The 20,537-nt window shown below is 66.4% G+C and carries 21 protein-coding genes; 3 read left to right on the forward strand and 18 right to left on the reverse strand.

The annotated features are described in order from the left end of the window. The 3 genes from VEI45_RS15395 to VEI45_RS15405 form a co-directional block, all read right to left on the reverse strand. On the reverse strand, positions 1–79 hold a 79-nt coding region (locus VEI45_RS15395), incomplete at its 3' end, for a hypothetical protein (protein ID WP_324854708.1). A 62-nt stretch (positions 80–141) separates the two neighbouring features. Next, entirely contained in the window at positions 142–654 is a 513-nt protein-coding gene (gene ilvN, locus VEI45_RS15400; RefSeq protein WP_324854658.1) for an acetolactate synthase small subunit, read from the reverse strand. Continuing rightward, positions 654–2,507: an acetolactate synthase large subunit gene (locus VEI45_RS15405; protein ID WP_324854660.1), complete on the reverse strand. Its 1,854-nt coding sequence runs from the start codon at positions 2,505–2,507 to the stop codon at positions 654–656. The genes ilvN and VEI45_RS15405 overlap by 1 nt, the downstream gene beginning before the upstream one ends. Before the next feature lie 359 nt (positions 2,508–2,866). Here VEI45_RS15405 and VEI45_RS15410 point away from each other — a divergent pair, with 359 nt between their 5' ends. Continuing rightward, positions 2,867–3,205: a PH domain-containing protein gene (locus tag VEI45_RS15410; protein WP_324854710.1), complete on the forward strand. Its 339-nt coding sequence runs from the start codon at positions 2,867–2,869 to the stop codon at positions 3,203–3,205. A gap of 16 nt (positions 3,206–3,221) precedes the next feature. Here the strand turns inward: VEI45_RS15410 and VEI45_RS15415 are convergent, their stop codons facing one another. After that, positions 3,222–4,079, reverse strand: a complete 858-nt coding sequence (locus tag VEI45_RS15415; protein WP_324854662.1) for a DoxX family protein — start codon at positions 4,077–4,079, stop codon at positions 3,222–3,224. 169 nt (positions 4,080–4,248) lie between these two features. On the opposite strand from VEI45_RS15415, the gene VEI45_RS15420 reads away from it, so the two are divergent. After that, a complete protein-coding gene (locus VEI45_RS15420; RefSeq protein ID WP_324854664.1) occupies positions 4,249–5,370 on the forward strand; it encodes a sorbosone dehydrogenase family protein in 1,122 nt (373 codons plus the stop codon). A gap of 5 nt (positions 5,371–5,375) precedes the next feature. Here VEI45_RS15420 and VEI45_RS15425 read toward each other — a convergent pair whose 3' ends face one another. From VEI45_RS15425 to gatC, 14 genes are all read right to left on the reverse strand, one after another. Further along, the gene (locus tag VEI45_RS15425) at positions 5,376–5,552 is read right to left on the reverse strand and encodes a flavin reductase family protein (protein WP_324854666.1); all 177 of its coding nucleotides are present in this window, start codon (positions 5,550–5,552) and stop codon (positions 5,376–5,378) included. Positions 5,553–5,811: 259 nt separating this feature from the next. After that, positions 5,812–6,663 (reverse strand): alpha/beta hydrolase, encoded by an 852-nt coding sequence (locus VEI45_RS15430; RefSeq protein WP_324854668.1) that lies wholly within the window; start codon positions 6,661–6,663, stop codon positions 5,812–5,814. 16 nt (positions 6,664–6,679) lie between these two features. Then, positions 6,680–7,615, reverse strand: coding sequence for a S1C family serine protease (locus VEI45_RS15435; protein WP_324854670.1), 936 nt, complete (start codon positions 7,613–7,615; stop codon positions 6,680–6,682). A 51-nt stretch (positions 7,616–7,666) separates the two neighbouring features. After that, complete coding sequence (locus tag VEI45_RS15440) at positions 7,667–8,431, reverse strand: DUF6390 family protein (protein ID WP_324854671.1); 765 nt, start codon at positions 8,429–8,431, stop codon at positions 7,667–7,669. 3 nt (positions 8,432–8,434) lie between these two features. Then, on the reverse strand, positions 8,435–9,577 hold the full coding sequence (hypD, locus tag VEI45_RS15445; protein ID WP_324854673.1) for a hydrogenase formation protein HypD: 1,143 nt from the start codon (positions 9,575–9,577) through the stop codon (positions 8,435–8,437). 16 nt (positions 9,578–9,593) lie between these two features. Continuing rightward, positions 9,594–9,866, reverse strand: coding sequence for a HypC/HybG/HupF family hydrogenase formation chaperone (locus VEI45_RS15450; protein WP_324854675.1), 273 nt, complete (start codon positions 9,864–9,866; stop codon positions 9,594–9,596). An 18-nt stretch (positions 9,867–9,884) separates the two neighbouring features. Beyond that, the gene (gene hypE, locus VEI45_RS15455; protein WP_324854677.1) at positions 9,885–10,997 is read right to left on the reverse strand and encodes a hydrogenase expression/formation protein HypE; all 1,113 of its coding nucleotides are present in this window, start codon (positions 10,995–10,997) and stop codon (positions 9,885–9,887) included. Beyond that, positions 10,994–11,671, reverse strand: coding sequence for an SIS domain-containing protein (locus tag VEI45_RS15460; RefSeq protein ID WP_324854679.1), 678 nt, complete (start codon positions 11,669–11,671; stop codon positions 10,994–10,996). The genes hypE and VEI45_RS15460 overlap by 4 nt, the downstream gene beginning before the upstream one ends. Next, positions 11,668–12,396, reverse strand: a complete 729-nt coding sequence (locus tag VEI45_RS15465; protein WP_324854712.1) for a HypC/HybG/HupF family hydrogenase formation chaperone — start codon at positions 12,394–12,396, stop codon at positions 11,668–11,670. Before VEI45_RS15465 ends, VEI45_RS15460 begins: the two co-directional genes overlap by 4 nt. 16 nt (positions 12,397–12,412) lie before the next feature. Continuing rightward, positions 12,413–14,752 (reverse strand): carbamoyltransferase HypF, encoded by a 2,340-nt coding sequence (gene hypF, locus VEI45_RS15470; protein ID WP_324854681.1) that lies wholly within the window; start codon positions 14,750–14,752, stop codon positions 12,413–12,415. A gap of 573 nt (positions 14,753–15,325) precedes the next feature. Next, positions 15,326–16,840 (reverse strand): Asp-tRNA(Asn)/Glu-tRNA(Gln) amidotransferase subunit GatB, encoded by a 1,515-nt coding sequence (gene gatB / locus VEI45_RS15475; RefSeq protein WP_324854683.1) that lies wholly within the window; start codon positions 16,838–16,840, stop codon positions 15,326–15,328. Positions 16,841–16,887: 47 nt separating this feature from the next. Beyond that, on the reverse strand, positions 16,888–17,919 hold the full coding sequence (locus VEI45_RS15480) for an ATP-dependent 6-phosphofructokinase (RefSeq protein WP_324854685.1): 1,032 nt from the start codon (positions 17,917–17,919) through the stop codon (positions 16,888–16,890). A gap of 45 nt (positions 17,920–17,964) precedes the next feature. Then, positions 17,965–19,446, reverse strand: coding sequence for an Asp-tRNA(Asn)/Glu-tRNA(Gln) amidotransferase subunit GatA (gene gatA, locus VEI45_RS15485; RefSeq protein WP_324854687.1), 1,482 nt, complete (start codon positions 19,444–19,446; stop codon positions 17,965–17,967). Next, the gene (gatC, locus tag VEI45_RS15490) at positions 19,443–19,742 is read right to left on the reverse strand and encodes an Asp-tRNA(Asn)/Glu-tRNA(Gln) amidotransferase subunit GatC (RefSeq protein WP_324854689.1); all 300 of its coding nucleotides are present in this window, start codon (positions 19,740–19,742) and stop codon (positions 19,443–19,445) included. The genes gatA and gatC overlap by 4 nt, the downstream gene beginning before the upstream one ends. Positions 19,743–19,868: 126 nt before the next feature. On the opposite strand from gatC, the gene VEI45_RS15495 reads away from it, so the two are divergent. Beyond that, positions 19,869–20,528, forward strand: coding sequence for an amino acid-binding protein (locus tag VEI45_RS15495; RefSeq protein WP_324854691.1), 660 nt, complete (start codon positions 19,869–19,871; stop codon positions 20,526–20,528). Positions 20,529–20,537: the final 9 nt, after the last annotated feature.

Below are 20,537 nucleotides of genomic sequence, written 5' to 3' on the forward strand. Positions count from 1 at the left end.
GCCCCTGGCTGCCGTAGCCGATGACGCCGACCTTACGGCCCTGGATGATCGACAGATCCGCATCGTCGTCGTAGAACATCTCCATTGCCTCTGATGCCACGTGAATGTCTCCTTTATTCCTTGGCTCTCGAATTCGACTGATTATTTGGCCGTGCCAATGCCGCGTGGCCCGCGGGACAGTGATACCAGGCCGGACTGAACGATTTCGCGGACACCGAAGGGCTCCAGCACCCGCAGCAGCGCGTCCAACTTGCCGTGATCGCCGGTGGCTTCGATGGTCAACGACTCCGGCGATACGTCAATCACCTTGGCGCGGAATAAGTTAACTGCTTCGATGACTTGACTACGGGTGCCGGCGTCGGCCCGCACCTTGATCAGCGCCAACTCCCGGGCCACCGAATTGTGGTCATCCTGCTCGATGATCTTGATGACGTTGATGAGTTTGTTGAGCTGTTTGGTGATCTGCTCGAGCGGTGTCTCCTCGGCCGAGACGACGATCGTCATCCGGGACATGTCTTTCTGCTCGGTGGCGCCCACAGCGAGCGATTCGATGTTGAACCCGCGCCGCGAGAACAGCGCAGCGATGCGGGCGAGCACGCCGGGCTTGTCTTCGACCAGCACCGACAACGTATGCGTCTTCGGCGATCCGGTCATCAGGCGTGGCCTTCGGATTCGTCGTCGAAAAGCGGGCGGATGCCGCGGGCGGCCTGGATCTCGTCGTTGCTGGTTCCGGCCGCGACCATCGGCCAGACCTGCGCGTCGGCGCCGACGACGAAGTCGATCACCACCGGCCGGTCGTTGATCGCCCGGGCCTGGTTGATCACGTCGACGACGTCTTCTGCACGCTCACAACGCAATCCGACACAGCCCAGCGCCTCGGCCAACTTGACGAAGTCCGGGATGCGGTGCGAGTGGGTGGCCAGATCGGTCTGCGAATACCGCTCCTGATAAAACAGCGACTGCCATTGCCGCACCATGCCCAGGTTGCCGTTGTTGATCAACGCCACCTTGATCGGCGCGCCCTCGATCGCGCAGGTGGCCAGTTCCTGGTTGGTCATCTGAAAGCAGCCATCGCCGTCGATTGCCCACACCTCGGCATCCGGACGAGCGATCTTGGCACCCATGGCCGCCGGGATGGCGAAACCCATGGTGCCCAGCCCGCCGGAATTCAGCCAGGTACGTGGCTTTTCATACGTGATGAACTGCGCCGCCCACATCTGGTGCTGGCCGACGCCGGCGACGTACACCGCGTCCGGGCCGGCGATCTCGCCCAGCTTCTCGATGACATACTCAGGGCTCAGGCTGCCGTCGCTTTGCGGTCCATAGCTCACCGGGTAGGTGGCCCGCACCTCGTCGAGATACTCCCACCATGCGGCGGTGTCGATATTGCCCGGCGCCCCGTCGCGGCGAAGCGCCTCGATCAGATCGGTGATGACAGCTTTGACGTCGCCAACGATCGGCACGTCGGCATGGCGGTTCTTGCCGATCTCGGCGGGGTCGATGTCGGCGTGGATGACCTTGGCCTCGGGGGCGAACGAGTCGAGCTTCCCGGTCACCCGATCGTCGAAACGAGTGCCCAGCGCGATCAGCAAATCGCTGCGCTGCAGCCCGGCCACCGCCGCCACCGTGCCGTGCATGCCCGGCATGCCCAGGTGCTGCCGGTGGCTGTCCGGGAACGCCCCTCGCGCCATCAACGTGGTTACCACCGGAATGCCGGTCAGCTCGGCCAACTCGCGCAGCTGCTCGGTGGCCTCGCCCCGGATGACGCCGCCACCGACGTACAGGACGGGTTTGCGCGCGGCGCCGATCAGTTTGGCGGCCTCGTGGACCTGACGGTTGTGCGGTTTGGTGTTCGGTTTGTAGCCGGGCAGGTCCATGTGCGGCGGCCAGCTGAATGTGCACTGGCCTTGCAGTACGTCTTTGGGGATGTCGACGAGCACCGCCCCGGGCCGGCCAGTGGACGCGATGTGGAAGGCCTCGGCCAGCACCCGCGGGATCTCGTCACCGTTGCGGACCAGGAAGTTGTGTTTGGTGATCGGCATGGTGATACCCGAGATGTCGGCTTCCTGGAAGGCGTCGGTCCCGATCAGCGAACGTCCGACCTGTCCGGTGATGGCAACCACCGGTATGGAGTCCATCTGCGCGTCGGCCAGCGGAGTCACCAGATTGGTGGCACCGGGACCCGAGGTGGCCATGCAGACGCCGACTCTACCGGTCGCGTGCGCGTAGCCGCTGGCAGCGTGGCCCGCGCCCTGCTCATGGCGAACCAGCACGTGGCGCAGCTTTTTCGAGTCGAACAGCGGGTCGTAGACCGGTAGGACGGCGCCGCCGGGAATTCCGAAGATGACGTCGACGTCGAGCTCTTCCAACGACCTGATTACCGACTGAGCGCCGGTGAGTTCTTGCGGGGCAACGTGTTTAGGTTGCGGTGTAGGCGTCTTCGCCTTGGCATGAGTGCCGTTGAGGGGTTGCGACTGCTGCGGCGGTCGCGTGGTGGGAGCGCTCACTGGTTCCTCTTAGGTCTTCAGGTTGACGTCGGATCGGTGACAACAAAAAACCCCCGCCAGCTCAGCGGCTGCACGAGGGTTGCGCGTTGGTGCTCGAAAGCTATCCCGGCGTGGGCTAGTCAGCCACCAACGCGCCGACCAATTACTACGAGCATTTCACGGCTGTCCATAACGCTCGACGGTAGCCTCTGCACAGGTCAGGCGTCAAATCCCGCTTCGCAGGTCTCCCCTCGTCGAGATTGCACACACGGTCGTGATGTCCGAGGCGCAGCCCTCAGTGCAATCTCGCGGGATGACATGATGCCTGTGTGGCCCAAGATTCGCCGGCTACTCCGCCGGTGGTGATCAACATTTCACCGATGGCCCACTTCGCGGTGGGTTTCTTCGCTCTCGGGCTTCTTATCCCGGTCTTCACCTGGCCGGCGACCGCGCCGCTGCTGATCATCCCGGTGGTCTTGTCGGCGTTGATCATTCGGCTTCGCACGCAGGCCGACCGAAACGGTGTGACCGTGCGTACGCTGCTCGGCAGCCAGGCGGTGCGTTGGGAAGACATCGACGGGCTGCGGTTCAACAGAAGCTCATGGGCGCGTGCCCAGCTCAAAAACGGCGGTAAGTTGCGGTTGCCCGCGGTCACCTTTGCAACCTTGCCGCTGCTGACCGAGGCCAGCGGCGGCCGAGTGCCCAATCCTTACAGCTGATCCGGGTCAGCGCCGATCAGTTCACCGGGTTGGCGCCATTGAGCAGCACCCAGAGGGCGACGCCGGCGCCGATACCCACCACCAGTGCCACAAACGACCCGATAAACGGCCGCTGGGCCCAGCCGCGACCTGCGTCAAAGCCGTAACGCCCGGGCCCGACCAGGATGACGGCGACGGCCATGACGATCAGGGTGATCTCGTATTCGTGTCCGTTCGGCAGGAAAAACGGAAAGGACCTGCCATTGTGCTGCGCCGACATCCCCGCGAGCAGGCTGTTGGTCAGGTAGGCCAGCGCGCCCGCAGCGGCCAGCGGGGTGAATAGCCCCAGCACCAGCAGTATCCCAGCGGCGATCTCGCCACCGGCGGCACAGTAGGTGAGGATGTCCGCGTGCTGGTAGCCGGCGTCGGATAGTGAGTTTTCGAACCCGTTCAGTCCCTGCCCACCCCACCAGCCGAACAGTTTCTGAAGCCCATGCGCGACGAGCACCGCGCCCAGGCCGACCCGCAGTATCAGCAGACCGAGATGCTGCGTGCCGCGACGGGCGGCGGCGCGTATCCGCTCGTCGTCGGCGTGGTGCTCATGCTCGTCGATCGCCTCGGGGCCGAACGCCGAGTGCCCGCCGTTGGATTGGGGCTGGTAGGGCAACGGCTCTGGCGGATTGATCAGCCCGTATCCCGTGCTGGCCGGGCGGGCATCGCTGGAGTCGCTGGAGTCATAGTGAGGGATCAAGGTCGTCTCGAAATCGCCTGCATATGTGGCTGACGGCAGGTCGTCCTCCGGGTCGACCAGGCTTGCTGAGGCCGGCCGCACGGGAGTTGGCGCCGCGGAATCGTCCGGCCGCTGCCAACGTGAGTCATTCGGCTGACTGGTCACTCGTGTCAGGGTAAGGGCAATTCGGCCCGAATTGGGGATTTGAGCGGCGCTTTCGCTGTTCCGATTAGCGTGTCACCGCGCGCGGCTCTGTGTTTGCGGGCAAATCCGGAAAGGACGCGCGCGACCCCGTCGCGGGCACCAGCTCCGAGATATCCGTAATCTGGCTGCTATGCAGTCGTGGCGGTCGGCGCGGCGCGGGCTCGCCGCGCTGTGTTCAACGCTGCTGGTTTTGGCCGGTTGCGCGCAGTTCAACGACACCGCGTCGCAGCCGTTCACCACCGAGCCCGAACGTCATCCACCGGCGAGTTCCACGCCTCCCCCGCCGCCACCCCTACCCGACAAGCCATTTCCCAAGCAGTGCCCGGCGCCAGGGGTGATGCAGGGCTGCCTGGAAAGCACCAGCGGCCTGCTCATGCAGCCCGACAGCAAGTCGGCACTGGTCGCCGAGCGGACCACCGGCGCGGTCAAAGAGGTGTCCGTCAGCGCCGAGCCGAAGGTGAAGACCGTTATCCCGGTCGACCCGGCCGGTGACGGCGGGTTGATGGACATCGTGCTCTCACCGACCTACTCGCAGGACCGGCTGATGTACGCCTACATCAGCACGCCCACCGACAACCGGGTTATCCGCGTCGCCGACGGCGATGTCCCGAAGGACATCTTGACCGGGATTCCGAAGGGTGCCACCGGGAACACCGGCGCGCTGCTCTTCACCAGCCCCACCACGCTGGTAGTGCTCACTGGCGATGCGGGCAACCCGGCGATGGCCAACGATCCGGCGTCGTTGGCCGGCAAAGTCATCCGCATCGAGCAGCCGACCACGCTCAACCAAGCACCACCGACCACGGCGCTCAGCGGTATCGGCGCTGGCGGTGGCCTGTGCACCGACCCCGTCGACGGCTCGCTCTATGTCCTCGACCGCGCGCCCACGGCCGACCGGTTGCAGCGCATCACCAAGGACTCGAAGGTGTCCACGGTGTGGACTTGGCCGGACCGGCCGGGTGTGGCCGGCTGCGCGGCGTTGGACGGCACTGTGCTGGTCAATTTGATCAACACCAAGCAGACGGTGGCCGTCCACCTCGCGCAAGGGACCGGCGCGGTCACCGGCCCGCCCGACGTCGTCCGTAAGGACACCCACGGCCACGCCTGGGCGCTGCGCATGTCGCCGGACGGGAACGTGTGGGGGGCGACGGTCAACAAGACCGACGGCGACGCCGCGAAACTCGACGACGTGGTGTTCCCGCTGTTCCCGCAGGGCGGCGGTTTCCCGCGGGCCAACGAGGACAAGACCTAACGCACTCAGGCCTCGTGACCCGGTTCGAGGTCGGCGACGTCGGGGAAGCTCACCAGGTCGTCGGAGCGTTCCGCAGCATCTCCGGTGACGGGCTCCAACAGGTAACCGATACGGTCGCCGAGGTCGATCCGCTTGAGCGTTTTGCCCACGAACCAGGCCACCGCGTCATCGAGAATCGGCATGTCCTCCGGACCGGTATGCCAGGAGCAATGATCGAATTTGTTGACCTGGTCCCGGTTTCGCCGCCGAAAGGTGGGCCAATCCAATGTGACGGCGCGACAACACATGCACCGCCAGGTGCTCCGATCGCGCTGCCACCCGGCAGGTGTGGTTTTTCCTGGACGGCCCGGCCAGAAGCCGTCCCGACCAGCCGGTCGAAAGGTTCATCGGCCACGTCGCCATCATGACCCAACGTCGCCGATGAGTCAGGCTCAAGCGCGATTACGTTGCTTCGGAGCCGCTTTCGCCGTCCGTGAACAGAAACTGGTCAATCAGCGTGCTCACCAATGCGGGGTCTTCCAGACCGGCAAGATGAGCCACCTTGTCGAGCACACGAATCGACGAGTTCGGGATGGCGTCGGCCATCGCGATCGCGTCCCGCGGCGGGAATGTTGCGTCTTCAGCGCCTGCGACAACGAGCACCGGTGTGCGGATGCCGGCCAACAATGCTCGCTGGTCGGGTCGGGCCGGAACCACGCTCTTCACCGCCCAGGAGACCGACGCCAAGTTGATCGATTTCATAGCTGAACGAACTTGTGCCACAACGTCGGAACGCTCCCGAAAGGTTGTCGGCCCCAGGAACGCCTTGAGCACGGATCGGGTCAGCACCGGTCCTATCTCCCCGTGCCACTGCGCGAGCCGAAGCAACAGCGCGTATTCAACCTTCTGGCGGACGCTGGCCCGGCCGGCGGTGCAGTTCATCAACACCGCTCGGCCGATCCGATCGGGGTAGGTCGCAGCGAACGTCGCGCCGATCATGCCTCCCCACGAGTTGCCGACGAAGTGAGTTCGTTCAACGCCGAGGCCGTCGAGGATGTCGGCAATACAGCGAGCGCAGTCGCCGAAGCTGAACATGCCTGTCAAGGGCTGGCTTCCGCCGTGGCCCGGCGGGTCGACCAGGATCACCTGCGAGCGCGTGACGAGATCACCGGTGACCCCGTGCCACATGTCGCCGGTCATCAACAAACTTGGCCAGAACATGATCGGCGCACCAGTTCCCCCAACCTGCAACCGAACCGTTCCGAGCACGGTGTCCACCGTCTGCTCGCGAAGCTGATCGCCGATACCGGTCATCGCCGCAACGATACGGTCATCGGTCGGCAAGCTCGCGGGGTATCACGAACACGTCGACAAGAGCACCGTTGCGCCATACCGTCATCTCGATCCGGCGCGCGATGGCGTCCTCCACCATCAGCTGCTGAATCGCGGTAGCGGTGACGACGTCCTTGCCGTCGACGCTGACTACGATGTCGCCACGCCGCAGACCGGCTTGGGCGGCCGGGCTGCCGGCGACCACGCTGGCGATCTGCAGGCCGTGGGTGGTGCCAAGTTTCGCGGCAGCGGCCGGCGGCACCGGAATGTGCGCACCGGCGATGCCCAGCCATGCGCGCCGCACACGGCCGGTATGCATCAGCGCCGCGATGATCTTGTGGGTGGATGCGTTGATGGGTACCGCCAGCCCGAGGCCGACGCCCGCGACCGCGGTGTTGACCCCAACCATCCGTCCGCGCCCGTCGGCCAACACGCCGCCGCTGTTTCCAGGATTGAGCGCCGCATCGGTCTGAATCACTTCGTCGACAACGCGGCCCGATTTGGTGGGCAGCGAGCGTCCGAGTCCCGAGACGATCCCGGCCGTCACGCTGCCGGCCAGGCCCAGCGGATTGCCGATCGCCACGACGAGTTGCCCGACTTGCAGATCCTCGGCGCGGCCCATTGTTACCGGCGCAGGCACGGCACCGCGGGCCTTGAGCACGGCCAAGTCGGAAAGCTCGTCGCGACCGGCGATATCCGCGGCCACCGTGGTGCCGTCGGCAAACGTCGCTTCTGCGGAACGACTTGCGGCGACGACGTGAGCGCTGGTCAACAAATAGCCGTCGGCGGTGATGACGCTTGCGCTGCCGCCCCCATTGCCGCGTCGGCTGCGCACCGAAATGCTGGCCACACTGGGCAGCACCGTTTGCGCGACCGCGGTGACCACGGCCGAGTAGGCATCCAAGGCGTCAGCGTCCGGGCGATCGTCGGGCATAACCGCCTCAGCGCGGTCGCCGGCTGGGTTATGCCCCTGTTCGCCGTCGGCTTAGACGCGCGCCAGCCGCTGATTGGTCACCGCGAGTTGCCGGGTGGTGGCGTCGGCCAGCACCCGGATCTGCTCGGGCTGCAGCCGCCCGCACAACCGGCCCCAGTGGATCGCGACCTCGTCACCGACCGCCACGTCGGGTACCGCGCTGTAGCCGTCGGCCCAGACGTCGAGCCGTCGCGCCGAGGGTTCGGAGAGCGCCAGCCCATGATCGTCCAAGACCAGCTGTCGGCAGGACACCTCGACGTCGTCGCCGGCGCGGGAGAGCACTGTGCCCCAAGTGATTCGGCAGTTGTCCAGGACACCCATCGGATGCTCGTCGAGGCTCCCCCCTTTTAGGCCCAGCAGCCGCGACCACGGGTATATCCCGAACACGTGGAAGCAGTGATTGGCGGCGGCCTCGGGCACTAGATCGGAGTCCAGATGCGCCCAGTAGCGCCCCGCCTGTGGGCCGATGATCGCGAGCAACGCGTCGACGAACTCGCCCGGGTCCAGGTCGGCGCCGATACCGCCGCCCAGCCAGTAGGACTCCACCAGCCGGTAGTCCAGCGGGTCGGCGATGCCCGTCATCGTCGAGAGCACCTGAAGATAGGGCCAGGCGCCGGAGAATCTCGTCGCGGCCGTCCGGACGTCGTCCACCGACCCGTCTCGCAGGGTCGCCCCCAGCGGTGGACCGCAGTAGCCAAGCGCGTTGGGCGCATAGGCGTAGCGGGCGAACATCTCGGTTCCCCGGATGTCGGGCTTGTCAGAGGTCGGCACCGACAACGGTCAGGCCCGCCCGGACTCAACCAGCTTGAGGGCGTCTTTATGCATCCGGCCGAAGTTATAGTAGGCCGCGCAGGCACCCTCCGGCGACACCATGCACGTTCCGATCGGAGTCTCGGGGGTACATGCAGTGCCGAAAACCTTGCATTCCCAAGGCTTTAGCACGCCCTTGAGCACCTCGCCGCATTGGCAAGCCTTCGGGTCGGCGACCCGCACACCGGGCATCGAATAGCGCAGCTCGGCGTCGAAATCCGCAAAGTCATCGCTTAACCGCAGCGCGCTTTGCGAGATGAACCCAAGCCCCCGCCATTCGAAGTGCGGGCGCAGCGCAAACACCTTGCCCATCAACGCCAAAGCCGCCGGGTTGCCATGTTCGGGCACCACCCGCGAGTACTGGTTTTCCACCTCGCACCGGCCTTCGCGGATCTGGGTCAGCAGCATCGCGACGGAAGCCAGGATGTCCAACGGCTCGAAACCGGAGACCACCAAAGGCTTTCCGTACACTTCCGGCACGAATCGGTACGGCCGGTTCCCGACGACTGTGGACACGTGCCCGGGTCCGATGAAGCCGGACAACCGCAGGTCCGGTGAGTCCAGGATGGCCTTGATCGGCGGGACGATCGTGACATGGTTGCAGAACACGCTGAAATTGGTTAGGCCCAGATCGCGGGCTCGCACCAGGGTCACTGCGGTGGACGGGACGGTGGTCTCGAATCCGATGGCGAAGAACACCACCTGTTTGTCCGGGTTGTCGGTGGCGATCTTGAGCGCGTCCAGCGGCGAGTAGACGAAACGCACGTCGGCCCCGCGTGCTTTGGCGTCCAGGAGGCTGCCGGCCGACCCGGGCACCCGCATCATGTCGCCGAAACAGGTGAAGATCACGTCGGGTTGTCCGGCCAGCCACATCGCGTCGTCGATGCGGCCCATCGGGATCACGCAGACCGGACAACCGGGACCGTGCACGAGTTCGACGTTCTCCGGCAGCAGGTGCTCGATGCCGTGGCGGTAGATGGTGTGGGTGTGGCCACCGCACACCTCCATGAACTTGAAATGATCGGCGCCATCGCCGGTACCGGCCAGGTGCTCGATCGCCACCAGCAGTTTGCGAGCCGCCGCCGGGTCACGGAATTCGTCAACGAATTTCATGGTGTTTCCTTCCCGGTCAGACGATCGCTGAGGAGTCGAAGGCTGCTATTTCGGTGGTGTAGGCGTCGCCGAGCTTCTGGACGGCCGCCAACGTGAGCAACGCTTCGGTTTCGTCGATCTTGGCCATCGCGAAGCCGACGTGCACCAGCACCCAGTCGTCGGGTTCGGGCATCTCGTCTTCCAGCAGCCGCACAGAGATGGTGCGCTGCACACCGCTGACGTCAACCTTTGCCAAATAGTTTTCGGCGTCGGTGATCTCGACGATCCGCCCCGGGATTCCCAGACACATTTGCGCTGCGCTCCTTTCTCAACAGATCCTCGGCAGCGGGTCGCCGACAAGCATGTCGACGATCCGGGTACCGCCGAACCCGGTCCGCAAAACGACAGTCTCCGCAGGTTCGGCGACGATTTCCCCAACTTCCGCCGCCTCGGCACCCAGCGGATGCGAGCGCAACGCCGCCAGCCCCGCCTCGGCCTCCTCCGGCGCGACGACGGCGATGAACTTGCCTTCGTTGGCGACGTAGAGCGGGTCGATGCCGAGCAGTTCGCATGCCCCGCTCACCATCGGGCGCACCGGAAGGCGCTCCTCCTCGAGGAGTACCGCGAGGCCGCAAGCCTGGGCCAGTTCGTTGCAGACGGTACCCACGCCGCCGCGTGTCGCGTCGCGCAGCCAACGCGTGGACGGCGCGGCCGCCAACAGCGTCTCCACCAGCGGGCTCACTGCGGCCGTGTCGGAGTGAATATCCGCCTCGATGGCCAGATCGCCGCGAGCCAACATCACCGCCATCCCGTGATCGCCCATCGACCCCGACAACAGCACCTTGTCGCCGGTGCGCACCGATGCCGGCGACAGCTGGCGCCCCGCGGGAATGACACCAACGCCAGTGGTCGTGATGAACAGACCGTCGGCGGCGCCGTTGGGGACGACTTTGGTGTCACCGGTGACGATCTGCACACCGCAGGCCGCGGCCGCCGCCGCCATGTCGGCGACGATCTCCTTCAACTCGGCGATCGAGAAGCCTTCCTCGAGGACGAACGCAGCCGAGACCCATTGCGGCACAGCACCGGTCACCGCCAAATCGTTGGCGGTGCCGTGCACGGCCAGTTCACCGATCGAGCCGCCGGGAAAACGCCTGGGCTGCACCACGAATGAATCGGTGGACATTACGAGCCGCTCACCGCCGGGCAAGCTGATCACCGCTCCGTCGCCGAGTGATTCCAGCAGCGGGTTACGGAACGCCTCCATGAAAACGGCATCCACCAAGGCCGCGGAAGCTTTGCCGCCGGCGCCGTGCGCCAGCGTCACGTGATCGTCGAGCAACCGGGGGCGACGCCTGCGGAATGACTCGATTCGCTCGATCACCTCGCCCTCGCCGAAACGCGGGCCCGAGGCCAGGTATTCGCTCGACGACTTACTCATAAGGCTTCCACTGGCTGGGTAGTCATCTGCTCGTGCACTGCCAGCCAGAGCTGATAGCCCAGCAGCGCTTGGGATTCCTGAATCCTGTGCACACTTTGCGAGCGAACCACGAAGCACGCGTCGACGTCCGGGCTTTTCGCGAACGCGCCGCCGTCGTATCCGGCGAAGCCGACGGTGTACATGCCGCGACGGCGCGCCTCCTTCAAGGCGGCCATCAAGTTGGGCGAACTGCCGCTGGTCGACATCGCGATCGCGATGTCGCCGGCTTTTCCGCGGGCGATCAACTGCCGGGCGAACACCAGCTCGAACCCGACGTCGTTGCCGAGCGCGGTAATGATGGCCTGATCGGTGGTCAACGACCAAGCGGCTAACGGGTTGCCGACCGGCGGCCGGGCGAACAGCCGCGCCAAGGTGGTGCAGTCGGTGCAGCTTCCGCCGTTGCCGAAGGTGAACAGCCGCCCGCCGGTGCTGAAACGCCGCGCCAGTTCGGCGGCGGCGCTGCTGATCAGTTCGGTGTTGGCTTCCAGCGTCGAGCGGCGCAGCGCCAGGCTTTCGGCGGCCTTGGCCTGCGCCGAGGCGGCCAGGTCCGCGAGCAGCGATTTGGGATCGTCTTCCTGCGCGTCGATGAAGGGATACAGGAAGTTGGTGGGCTCTTCTTGCCGACCGGATGTCATCGCCCGTCCTCCTCGTCGCTGACCTTGCTGATCGCCGTGCCGGCGTGCACTAGCACCAAGTCGCCCGCGGCGACCGGGCCGACCAGCATGGTGGCGACCGTTTCCACGCCGTTGGAGGTGCGCACGGTGGCCATGCCGTCGCCCGTCGTGGTAAGCACCTCGCCGAGGCGACCCTCGTCGCTGCAAGTGACACAGACTTCGTCAGTGCATTGGGAACCTTCCTTCAGCAGGCCGGGGTGCTCGAAACAGACGTGCGTCAGCTCCCACAGCAGGTGATAGAACAACACGAACCCGCCGGTCGCCGGCACTCTGGGGTCGGGGTCGTCCAGCCACAACACGTGGTCTGCCATGCCGGCCTTGGGCCGCTCGCCGCTGCCGATCCAGACAGTCGTGACTCCCCACGCCCGGCTTCGGTGCATCACCGAACGCACTTCGGGGTCATCGGCACCGGAGACGGCGACCACGATGTCACCGGGCCGCACCGACACCCGCACCACGTCGACCACATCCGGCCCGGTGATCGCGACGGCCGGCAGAGCCCGCTTGCCCACGATCACCGGATGGATGAACTCGACCGCGATATGCAGAGCATGCGGCTCCCAACCCGGCGCGATGGACCACATGGTGGCGCCCGCCGCGAATCGTCTAGCCAACGTGAAAGACGTGGCGGCCAGATCGGCAGCCAGGTCGGCGTCCAGCCCGCGGTCGATCGCGGTGGTCGTCACATCGTTAGCCATTGATTCACCCCTCCCCTCGTTCCTCGTCTAACGCGGTCAGCATGGACACCGCGGCCTGACCAAGCGCCAACCCTCCGTCGTTCGGCGGAACCACGTGATGCGTCAACACCTCGAATCCGTTCTGCTGCAATCGTTGTCGGCACTCGCGCAGCAGCAGCACATTCTGGAAGACGCCGCCGGTGAGACCCACCATCCGCACCTCACCGGCAACGAGGCCGACCACCTCCGAAACCGCGTCCGCGACTGCCTGATGGAAGCCCGCCGCCAGCCCCGCCGGTTGAACACCGGCGCGCAGCGCCGACACCATTGCCCGCATCATGCCGGTCGGGTCGATCACTCCGTCGGCCCGCACGTCCATTCGCAACTCCACCGCTTGCGCACCGGCCGAGTCGGCCAGCACCTCCAGTTCGATGGCTGCCTGGCCCTCGTAGTCGATGCGATGCCGCACCCCGAGCAAGGAAGCGACTGCGTCGAACAGCCGTCCCATGCTCGAACACGCCACACAGCCCGCATCGTTGTCCAATTGCGAACGAATAAGCCGCAATTCAGCAGGAGTGGCAGCTGCGACCGGGGCGAGGTCCGCAGTCCAGTCGACACCGGCCATCCACAACTGCGACAGGGCCATCCGCCATGGGTTGCGCACCGCGGCGTCGCCACCGGGCAGCGGCACCGGCAGCAGGTGCCCGACCCGGACGAACCGGTGGCTATCCGGCCCGACAGCCAGAATCTCGCCGCCCCAAATCGTTTCGTCGCAGCCATAACCGGTCCCGTCGAACGACACTCCGATGATCGGTTCGCCCAGCCGACCGTGTTCGGCCAGCAGCGACACCACGTGGGCATGGTGGTGCTGGACGAGATCCAACGGGCGGTCATCGGCGTGCCGCTCGGCCCAATTGCGGGTTTGATATCCCGGGTGCAGGTCCGCGGCCAATCGGGCTGGCCGGTGGCGGATTCCGCTGAGCTGGCCGACCGCCCGCTCGAATGCCCTAAGCGTCTCCAGTGTTTCCATGTCGCCGATGTGTCCGGACATATATGCGCGTGAGCCGTCGGTCAGGCAGAACGTATTTTTCAGTTCGCCGCCGACAGCCAGCACCGCCGGGCCGTCACGACCGAGGTCGACGGGCAGCGGAGCGTAGCCGCGGGAGCGGCGGATCGGAAGCTCTCGGCCGTCGACGACGCGAACCACCGAGTCGTCGCACGGCACGTGGATCGGCCGGTTGTGGTCGAGCACCGCGTCGCAAAGCGGCGGAAGCCGAGACGCGGCATCGTCTTCGGTGAAGCAGATGGGCTCGTCGGAGCGGTTGGCACTGGTCAGCACCAGCGCGTCGGGCACCGCGGAGGCGGCCCCGGGGACCGGCGCCAGCAGCAGGTGATGGATCGGCGAATACGGCAGCATCAGGCCCAGCAGCGGGCTGCCCGGTGCGACGGCGTCGGCTACCGGCGCGTCGGCCCGTCGGCGCAGCAACACGATCGGCCGGGCGGGGCTGGAGAGCACGACGGCCTCGGCGTCGTCGATGTGCGCATAGCGGCGGGCGACGTCGAGATCGCGCACCAGCATGGCGAACGGCTTGGCGCCGCGGGCCTTACGGGCCCGCAGCGCGCCCGCCGCCGCCTCGTCGTCAACAACGCAGGCCAGGTGATAGCCGCCGATGCCCTTGATCGCGAGGACTTCTCCGCCTGCCAACGCCTGTTGGGTGGCGGCCAGCGCGGGGTTGGCGCCCTCGATCCGCTCGGACCCCGAGCAGAACCACAGCGACGGCCCGCAGTCCGGGCAGGCGATTGGCTGGGCGTGGAAGCGGCGGTTGGCCGGGTCGTGGTACTCGCCCGCACACCGGTCGCACATCCCGAATGCCGACATGGTGGTGGTCGGACGGTCATAGGGCAGCGCGCGGATGATGGTGAACCGCGGGCCGCAGTTGGTGCAGGTCACGAACGGGTGGCGGTAGCGGCGGTCCTGCGGGTTGAACAGTTCGGCGATGCAGTCGTCGCAGACCGCGATGTCCGGCGGAATCGGCGTGGTAGCTCCGGGCGCCGTCTGGCTGTCGATGATGCGAAAGCCGTTGTCGCCGAAGGGGTTCGTCTCGACATCGGCGATGGATACCGTGCTGATCCGGGCCAGCGGCGGCGCCTCGGCACGCAGCCGACGCCCGAACTCGTCAATGCGGGCAAGAGGTCCCTGGACTTCGATGAACACCGCGCCGGAATCGTTGCCGACAAATCCCGCCAGGCCCAGGTCGGTCGCGATCCGGTGGACGAACGGACGAAAACCCACCCCTTGCACGACGCCCACGACGGTGAACCGCTGCCTTGCGTCGTCGGATCGCAGCATCAGGGTTTCGGTCATGCCAGCCGCCATGGTGGCACGGGCATCGGGGTGCTGGGCGGCCCGACGTCATTGCCGCTCCGGTTGATACCCCACTCAGTACACGTCGCGATCACACCGATCTGTTGTCACGGCCTCCCCGACAAAACCCATCGTAGGCGCGTGCGGCAGGCACCGGTTGGGGATTCGGCACGTCGAGTGCCAGACGGCGGTTGAGGCTCAAACGCCCTGGTCAAGCAGCTCGCCCCAAGCCCTCAGGTAGCGCACCGCCGGCCATTAGACAAGCGTCAAAGGAGGCAGGTGCTGATTCTTCCGTCTCTCATCACCGATACCAGCCTCCAGCCGCTGGCCAATGAGTTGCTGGATTTCACCGGGTCGCCCTTGAGCGGCGTCCTGATCGGTGAGCTCGGCACCATGCTCAAGCACTCGGCTGGAGTGGCGCCGCCGATCCGCTTTCCAGTCTGGTCGACCTCGGATCGAGCGCGGCCGATGCGGGCAGCCTCGCCACCGATCTCAGCACGCTGGGGACCAGCCTGTTCTGAGACGCACGTCGGTGGCGATCCGCCCCCTTACCCCAGGAGGGGGCCGATCGTCCTAACTGCACGCAGCCAGCACCAGTTCGCGCACCCGCGCGGCGTCGGCCTGGCCCTTGGTGGCCTTCATCACCGCGCCGACTATCGCGCCCGCCGCCTGTACTTTGCCGCCGCGGATCTTCTCCGCGACATCGGGATTGGCGGCCAGGGCTTCGTCGACCGCGGCCTTGATCAGCGAATCGTCGCGTACTACCGCAAGTCCGCGCGCAATCATCACCTGTTCGGGTTCCCCCTCGCCGGCCAGCACGCCCTCGACAACTTGGCGGGCCAGCTTGTTGGACAGCTTGCCCTCATCGACCAACGCCACCACCGCCGCGACTTGGGCAGGGGTGATTGGTAATTCGTCGAGCTCTACTCCCGCCTCGTTGGCCTTTTGCACCAGGAAGTTGCCCCACCAGGCGCGCGCTTTGTCACTGGAAGCGCCATGCTCGACGGTCGCGATCACCAAGTCGACGGCACCGGCGTTGACCAGATCCCGCATCACCTCGTCGGAAATACCCCATTCCTGTTGAATCTTCTTGCGGCTCAACCACGGAAGTTCGGGGATGGTCTCGCGCAACTTTTCGACGAGCTCGCGGCTGGGCGCAACCGGCTCCAAGTCAGGTTCGGGGAAGTAGCGGTAATCCTCCGCAGTCTCCTTGGTGCGGCCGGGGCTGGTGTAGCCGTCTTCGTGAAAGTGCCTGGTCTCCTGAGTGATTCGACCACCGGACTCCAAAACCGCACCCTGTCGCCGCATTTCGTAAGTGACGGCGACCTCGACGCTTTTCAGCGAGTTGACGTTCTTGGTCTCGGTGCGGGTGCCGAACTCGGTCGTTCCAGTGGACTTCAGTGACACATTGGCGTCACAACGCATTGAGCCCTGGTCCATCCGGACGTCGGAAACCCCCAACGCGCGCAACAGGTCTCGCAAGGCGGTCACATAGGCTCGGGCGACTTGCGGTGCGCTCTCGCCGGCTCCCACGATCGGCTTGGTGACGATCTCGATCAGCGGCACACCCGCCCGGTTGTAGTCGATCAGCGACGTCGTCGCGCCGTGAATACGGCCAGTCTCGCTACCCAGGTGGGTCAGCTTGCCGGTGTCTTCCTCCATGTGCGCGCGTTCGATCTCGACGCGCCAGCTGGAGCCGTCTTCAAGGGGCACATCGAGATAGCCGTTGACGGCAATCGGCTCGTCGTATTGCGAAATCTGGTAGTTCTTCGGCATGTCCGGGTAGAAGTAGTTCTTCCGGGCGAACCGGCACCACGGCACGATTTCGCAGTTCAACGCAAGCCCGATCCGGATCGCCGATTCGACCGCGGCCTCGTTGAGCACCGGCAACGAACCCGGCAGGCCCAGGCAGACCGGGCACACCTGGGTGTTGGGTTCGGCACCGAACGTGGTGGCGCAGCCGCAGAACATCTTGGTGGCGGTGGACAGCTCGACGTGCACCTCCAGGCCGAGCACCGGCTCGTAGCGCGCGATGACGTCGTCGTAGTCGAGCAGCTCGGCTCCATGCGCCCTGGCAGCAGCGGTCATGCGTTCGATCCTAATTGGCCGCTGGAGCCGTCACCGCGCGGCGGACGTTAGCCGAAGAAGGCTGCGGCGTCGTCGTAGCGAGTCTGCGGCACCAGCTTGAGTTGGCGCACCGCCTCGGCCAGCGCCACCCGGCCGATGTCCTGACCTCGTAGCGACACCATTTGCCCGTATTCGCCGGCGTGCGCGGCGTCGGCGGCGTTGACCCCGAAACGGGTGGCCAGCACCCGGTCATAGGCGGTCGGCGTACCGCCGCGCTGGACGTGGCCGAGCACGGTCACCCGGACCTCCTTGTTGATGCGCTTCTCTACCTCAGCGGCCAGTTGGTCGGCGACGCCGGTGAACCGCTCATGACCGAACTCGTCGAGGCCGCCTTCGCGCAGGCTCATCGAGCCTGCGGCTGGTTTGGCACCTTCGGCGACCACGCAGATGAAGTGCGAGTCGCCGCGCTGGAACCGCCGCTTCACCAACCGACAGACCTCATCGATGTCGAAGGGCTGTTCCGGGATCAGCGTCATGTGCGCGCCGGATGCCAGCCCTGCGCTAAGCGCGATCCAGCCGGCGTGCCGGCCCATGACCTCCACCAGCATCACCCGCTCGTGGGATTCTGCGGTGCTGTGCAACCGGTCGATGGCGTCGGTGGCCACCGTCAACGCCGTGTCGTGGCCGAAAGTCACGTCGGTGCAGTCGATGTCGTTGTCGATGGTCTTCGGCACGCCGACAACCGGGACGTTCTCCTCGGCGAGCCAGTGCGCGGCGGTCAGCGTGCCCTCACCGCCGATCGGTATGAGCACGTCGATGCCGTTGTCGTCCAACGTCTGCATGATCTGCTCCAGCCCGGCCTTCAGTTTGTCCGGGTGCACCCGGGCAGTGCCCAGCATGGTGCCCCCCTTGGTGAGCAGGCGGTCGTTGCGATCGTCGTTGACCAGTTGCATGCGCCGGTTCTCCAACAAACCGCGGAACCCGTTCTGGAACCCGACCACCGACGACCCATAGCGCGCGTCGCAGGTGCGCACCACCGCCCGGATGACGGCGTTGAGCCCAGGACAGTCCCCACCTCCGGTAAGAATTCCGATCCTCATGCCCTCATCTTGCCCCGTGAGCGTCGTCGCCACAGCGTGCGGATCTCAAATGGCTGACGGCAGGGGCCCCCGAGCGGCCTCATAGGCCGCCGCCACCCGGTAGATCCGGTCGTCGGCCAGTGCCGGCGCCATGATCTGCAGCCCGACCGGCAAGTTGTCGTCCGGCGATAATCCCGACGGCACCGACATTCCGCAGTGGCCGGCCAGGTTCAGCGGAAGCGTGCACAGGTCGAACAAATACATCGCCAGCGGATCGTCGACCTTCTCCCCCAACCGGAACGCGGTCGTCGGCGTGGTGGGCGAGATCAGCACATCAACGGATTTATAGGCCGCGTCGAGGTCGCGAGCGATCAACGTGCGCACCTTCTGCGCCTGGTTGTAATAGGCGTCGTAGTAGCCGGCCGACAGCGCGTAGGTGCCGATCATGATGCGCCGCTTGACCTCCGGCCCGAACCCGGCGGCGCGGGTCAGCGCCATCACTTCCTCGGCGCTGCGCGTGCCGTCGTCGCCGACCCGCAGCCCGTAGCGCATGGCGTCGAAGCGGGCGAGGTTGCTCGACACCTCTGACGGCAAGATCAGGTAATAGGCCGCCAGCGCGTGATCGAAATGGGCACAGTCGACTTCGGACACGTCGGCGCCGATCGCGGTCAACTGCTCGACGGCGCCGTTGAACGACTCCAGCACGCCAGGCTGATAACCCTCGCCGCGCAGTTGCCGGACCACGCCGATGCGCACACCGGTCAGGTCGCCTGCTGCTCCTGCCTTGGCGGCGCCGACGACGTCGGGTACTTCAGCGTCGATGGAGGTGGAGTCGCGTGCGTCGTGCCCGGCGATCACCCGATGCAGCAGCGCGGTGTCGAGGACGTTGCGCGCACACGGACCGCCCTGATCCAGCGACGATGCGCAGGCGACCAGGCCGTAACGCGACACCGTGCCGTAGGTGGGCTTGACCCCGACCGTCGCGGTCAGCGCGGCCGGCTGGCGGATCGAGCCGCCGGTGTCGGTCCCGATGGCCAGCGGCGCCTGGAACGCAGCCAGCGCGGCGGCACTGCCGCCCCCGGAGCCGCCCGGCACGCGGTCGGTGTTCCACGGGTTGCGGGTCGGACCGTAGGCCGAGTTCTCGGTCGACGAGCCCATCGCGAACTCGTCCATGTTGGTCTTGCCCAGGATCGGGATACCGGCCGCTCGCAACCGCGCGGTCACGGTGGCGTCGTAGGGGGACCGCCAGCCCTCGAGGATCTTCGACCCACACGTGGTGGGCATGTCGAGGCTGGTGAACACGTCTTTAAGCGCTAGCGGCACGCCGGCCAGCGGCGACGGCGGCTGCTCACCGGCGGCCAGCGCCTTGTCGACGGCCGCCGCGGCCGACAGCGCGGCATCGGCCGCCACGTGCAGGAAAGCGCCGTAACGCTCATCGGTCGCCGCGATCTGGTCCAGGAAAGCCTGAGTGACCTCGGTGGACGACAGCTCCTTGGCGGCGATTCTGCCGGCCAGCGTCGCGGCGTCCAGCCGGATGATGTCTGTCACTGCGGTTCCCCGAGGATCTGCGGGACCGCGAAGCGCCCATCGACGGCTTCGGGCGCCTCGGCGAGCGCTTCCTGCTGCGTCAGGCATGGTGTGGTCTGGTCCGGCCGGGTCACGTTGACGTCCTTGAGCGGGTTGTCGGTTGGTTCGACGCCGGTGACATCGACGGCTTGGATCTGGCTGACGTGGGTCAAGATGGCGTCGAGCTGGCCGGCGAAGCTGTCCAGCTCGACGTCGGTCAACGCCAGCCGGGCCAGCCGGGCCAGGTGGGCCACCTCGTCACGGGAGATCTGGGACACGACCGAAAAGCCTAGCCCGACGCGAGTGTGACGCTGGCGTGGCGCTCGGCATCAAGCGTCACGCTGGTGCGGCGCTCGGTGTCACGTCGAAATGCCGCGGGCGCGCCGTTGTGCGACAGTGTGCGCGTGGCTACCTATCTGCTGCGAGTCCAGTTGGCCGACCGGCCGGGCAGCCTCGGCTCACTGGCCGTGGCTCTGGGGTCGGTGGGGGCCGACATCCTGTCGCTGGACGTCGTGGAGCGCCAGTCCGGCTACGCGATCGACGATCTTGTGGTCGAGCTACCGGCGCGGGCCATGCCGGACACGCTGATCACGGCCGCCGAAGCACTCAACGGGGTGCAGGTGGACAGCCTGCGACCGCACACCGGGCTGCTGGACGCGCACCGCGAGCTGGCGCTGATCGACCAAGTCGCCGCGGCCGGCGACACAACGGCCAAGCTGAAGGTGCTGGTCGACGAGGCGCCACAGGTGCTGCGGGTGAGCTGGTGTGCGGTGCTGCGCGGTTCCGACGACGGGATCCAGCCCGTGGTCGGCAGCCCGGGCGCGCCGGAAACCCGACTGAACGCCGTTCCGTGGATGCCGATCCACCGGGCCACTGCCCTGGACGCGACCGACGACTGGGTGCCGCGGGTATGGCGCGAGCTGGACACCACCCTGGTCGCCGCACCGCTCGGTGCCCCGGACACCGCGGTGATGCTGGGCCGGCCGGGTGGCCCGGCATTCCGGCCGTCAGAGGTGGCGCGGCTGGGCTATCTGACCGGGATCGTCGGGACCCTGCTGCATTGAGCACGACAA

Source organism: Mycobacterium sp., from assembly GCF_035623875.1.
Lineage (GTDB): Bacteria > Actinomycetota > Actinomycetes > Mycobacteriales > Mycobacteriaceae > Mycobacterium.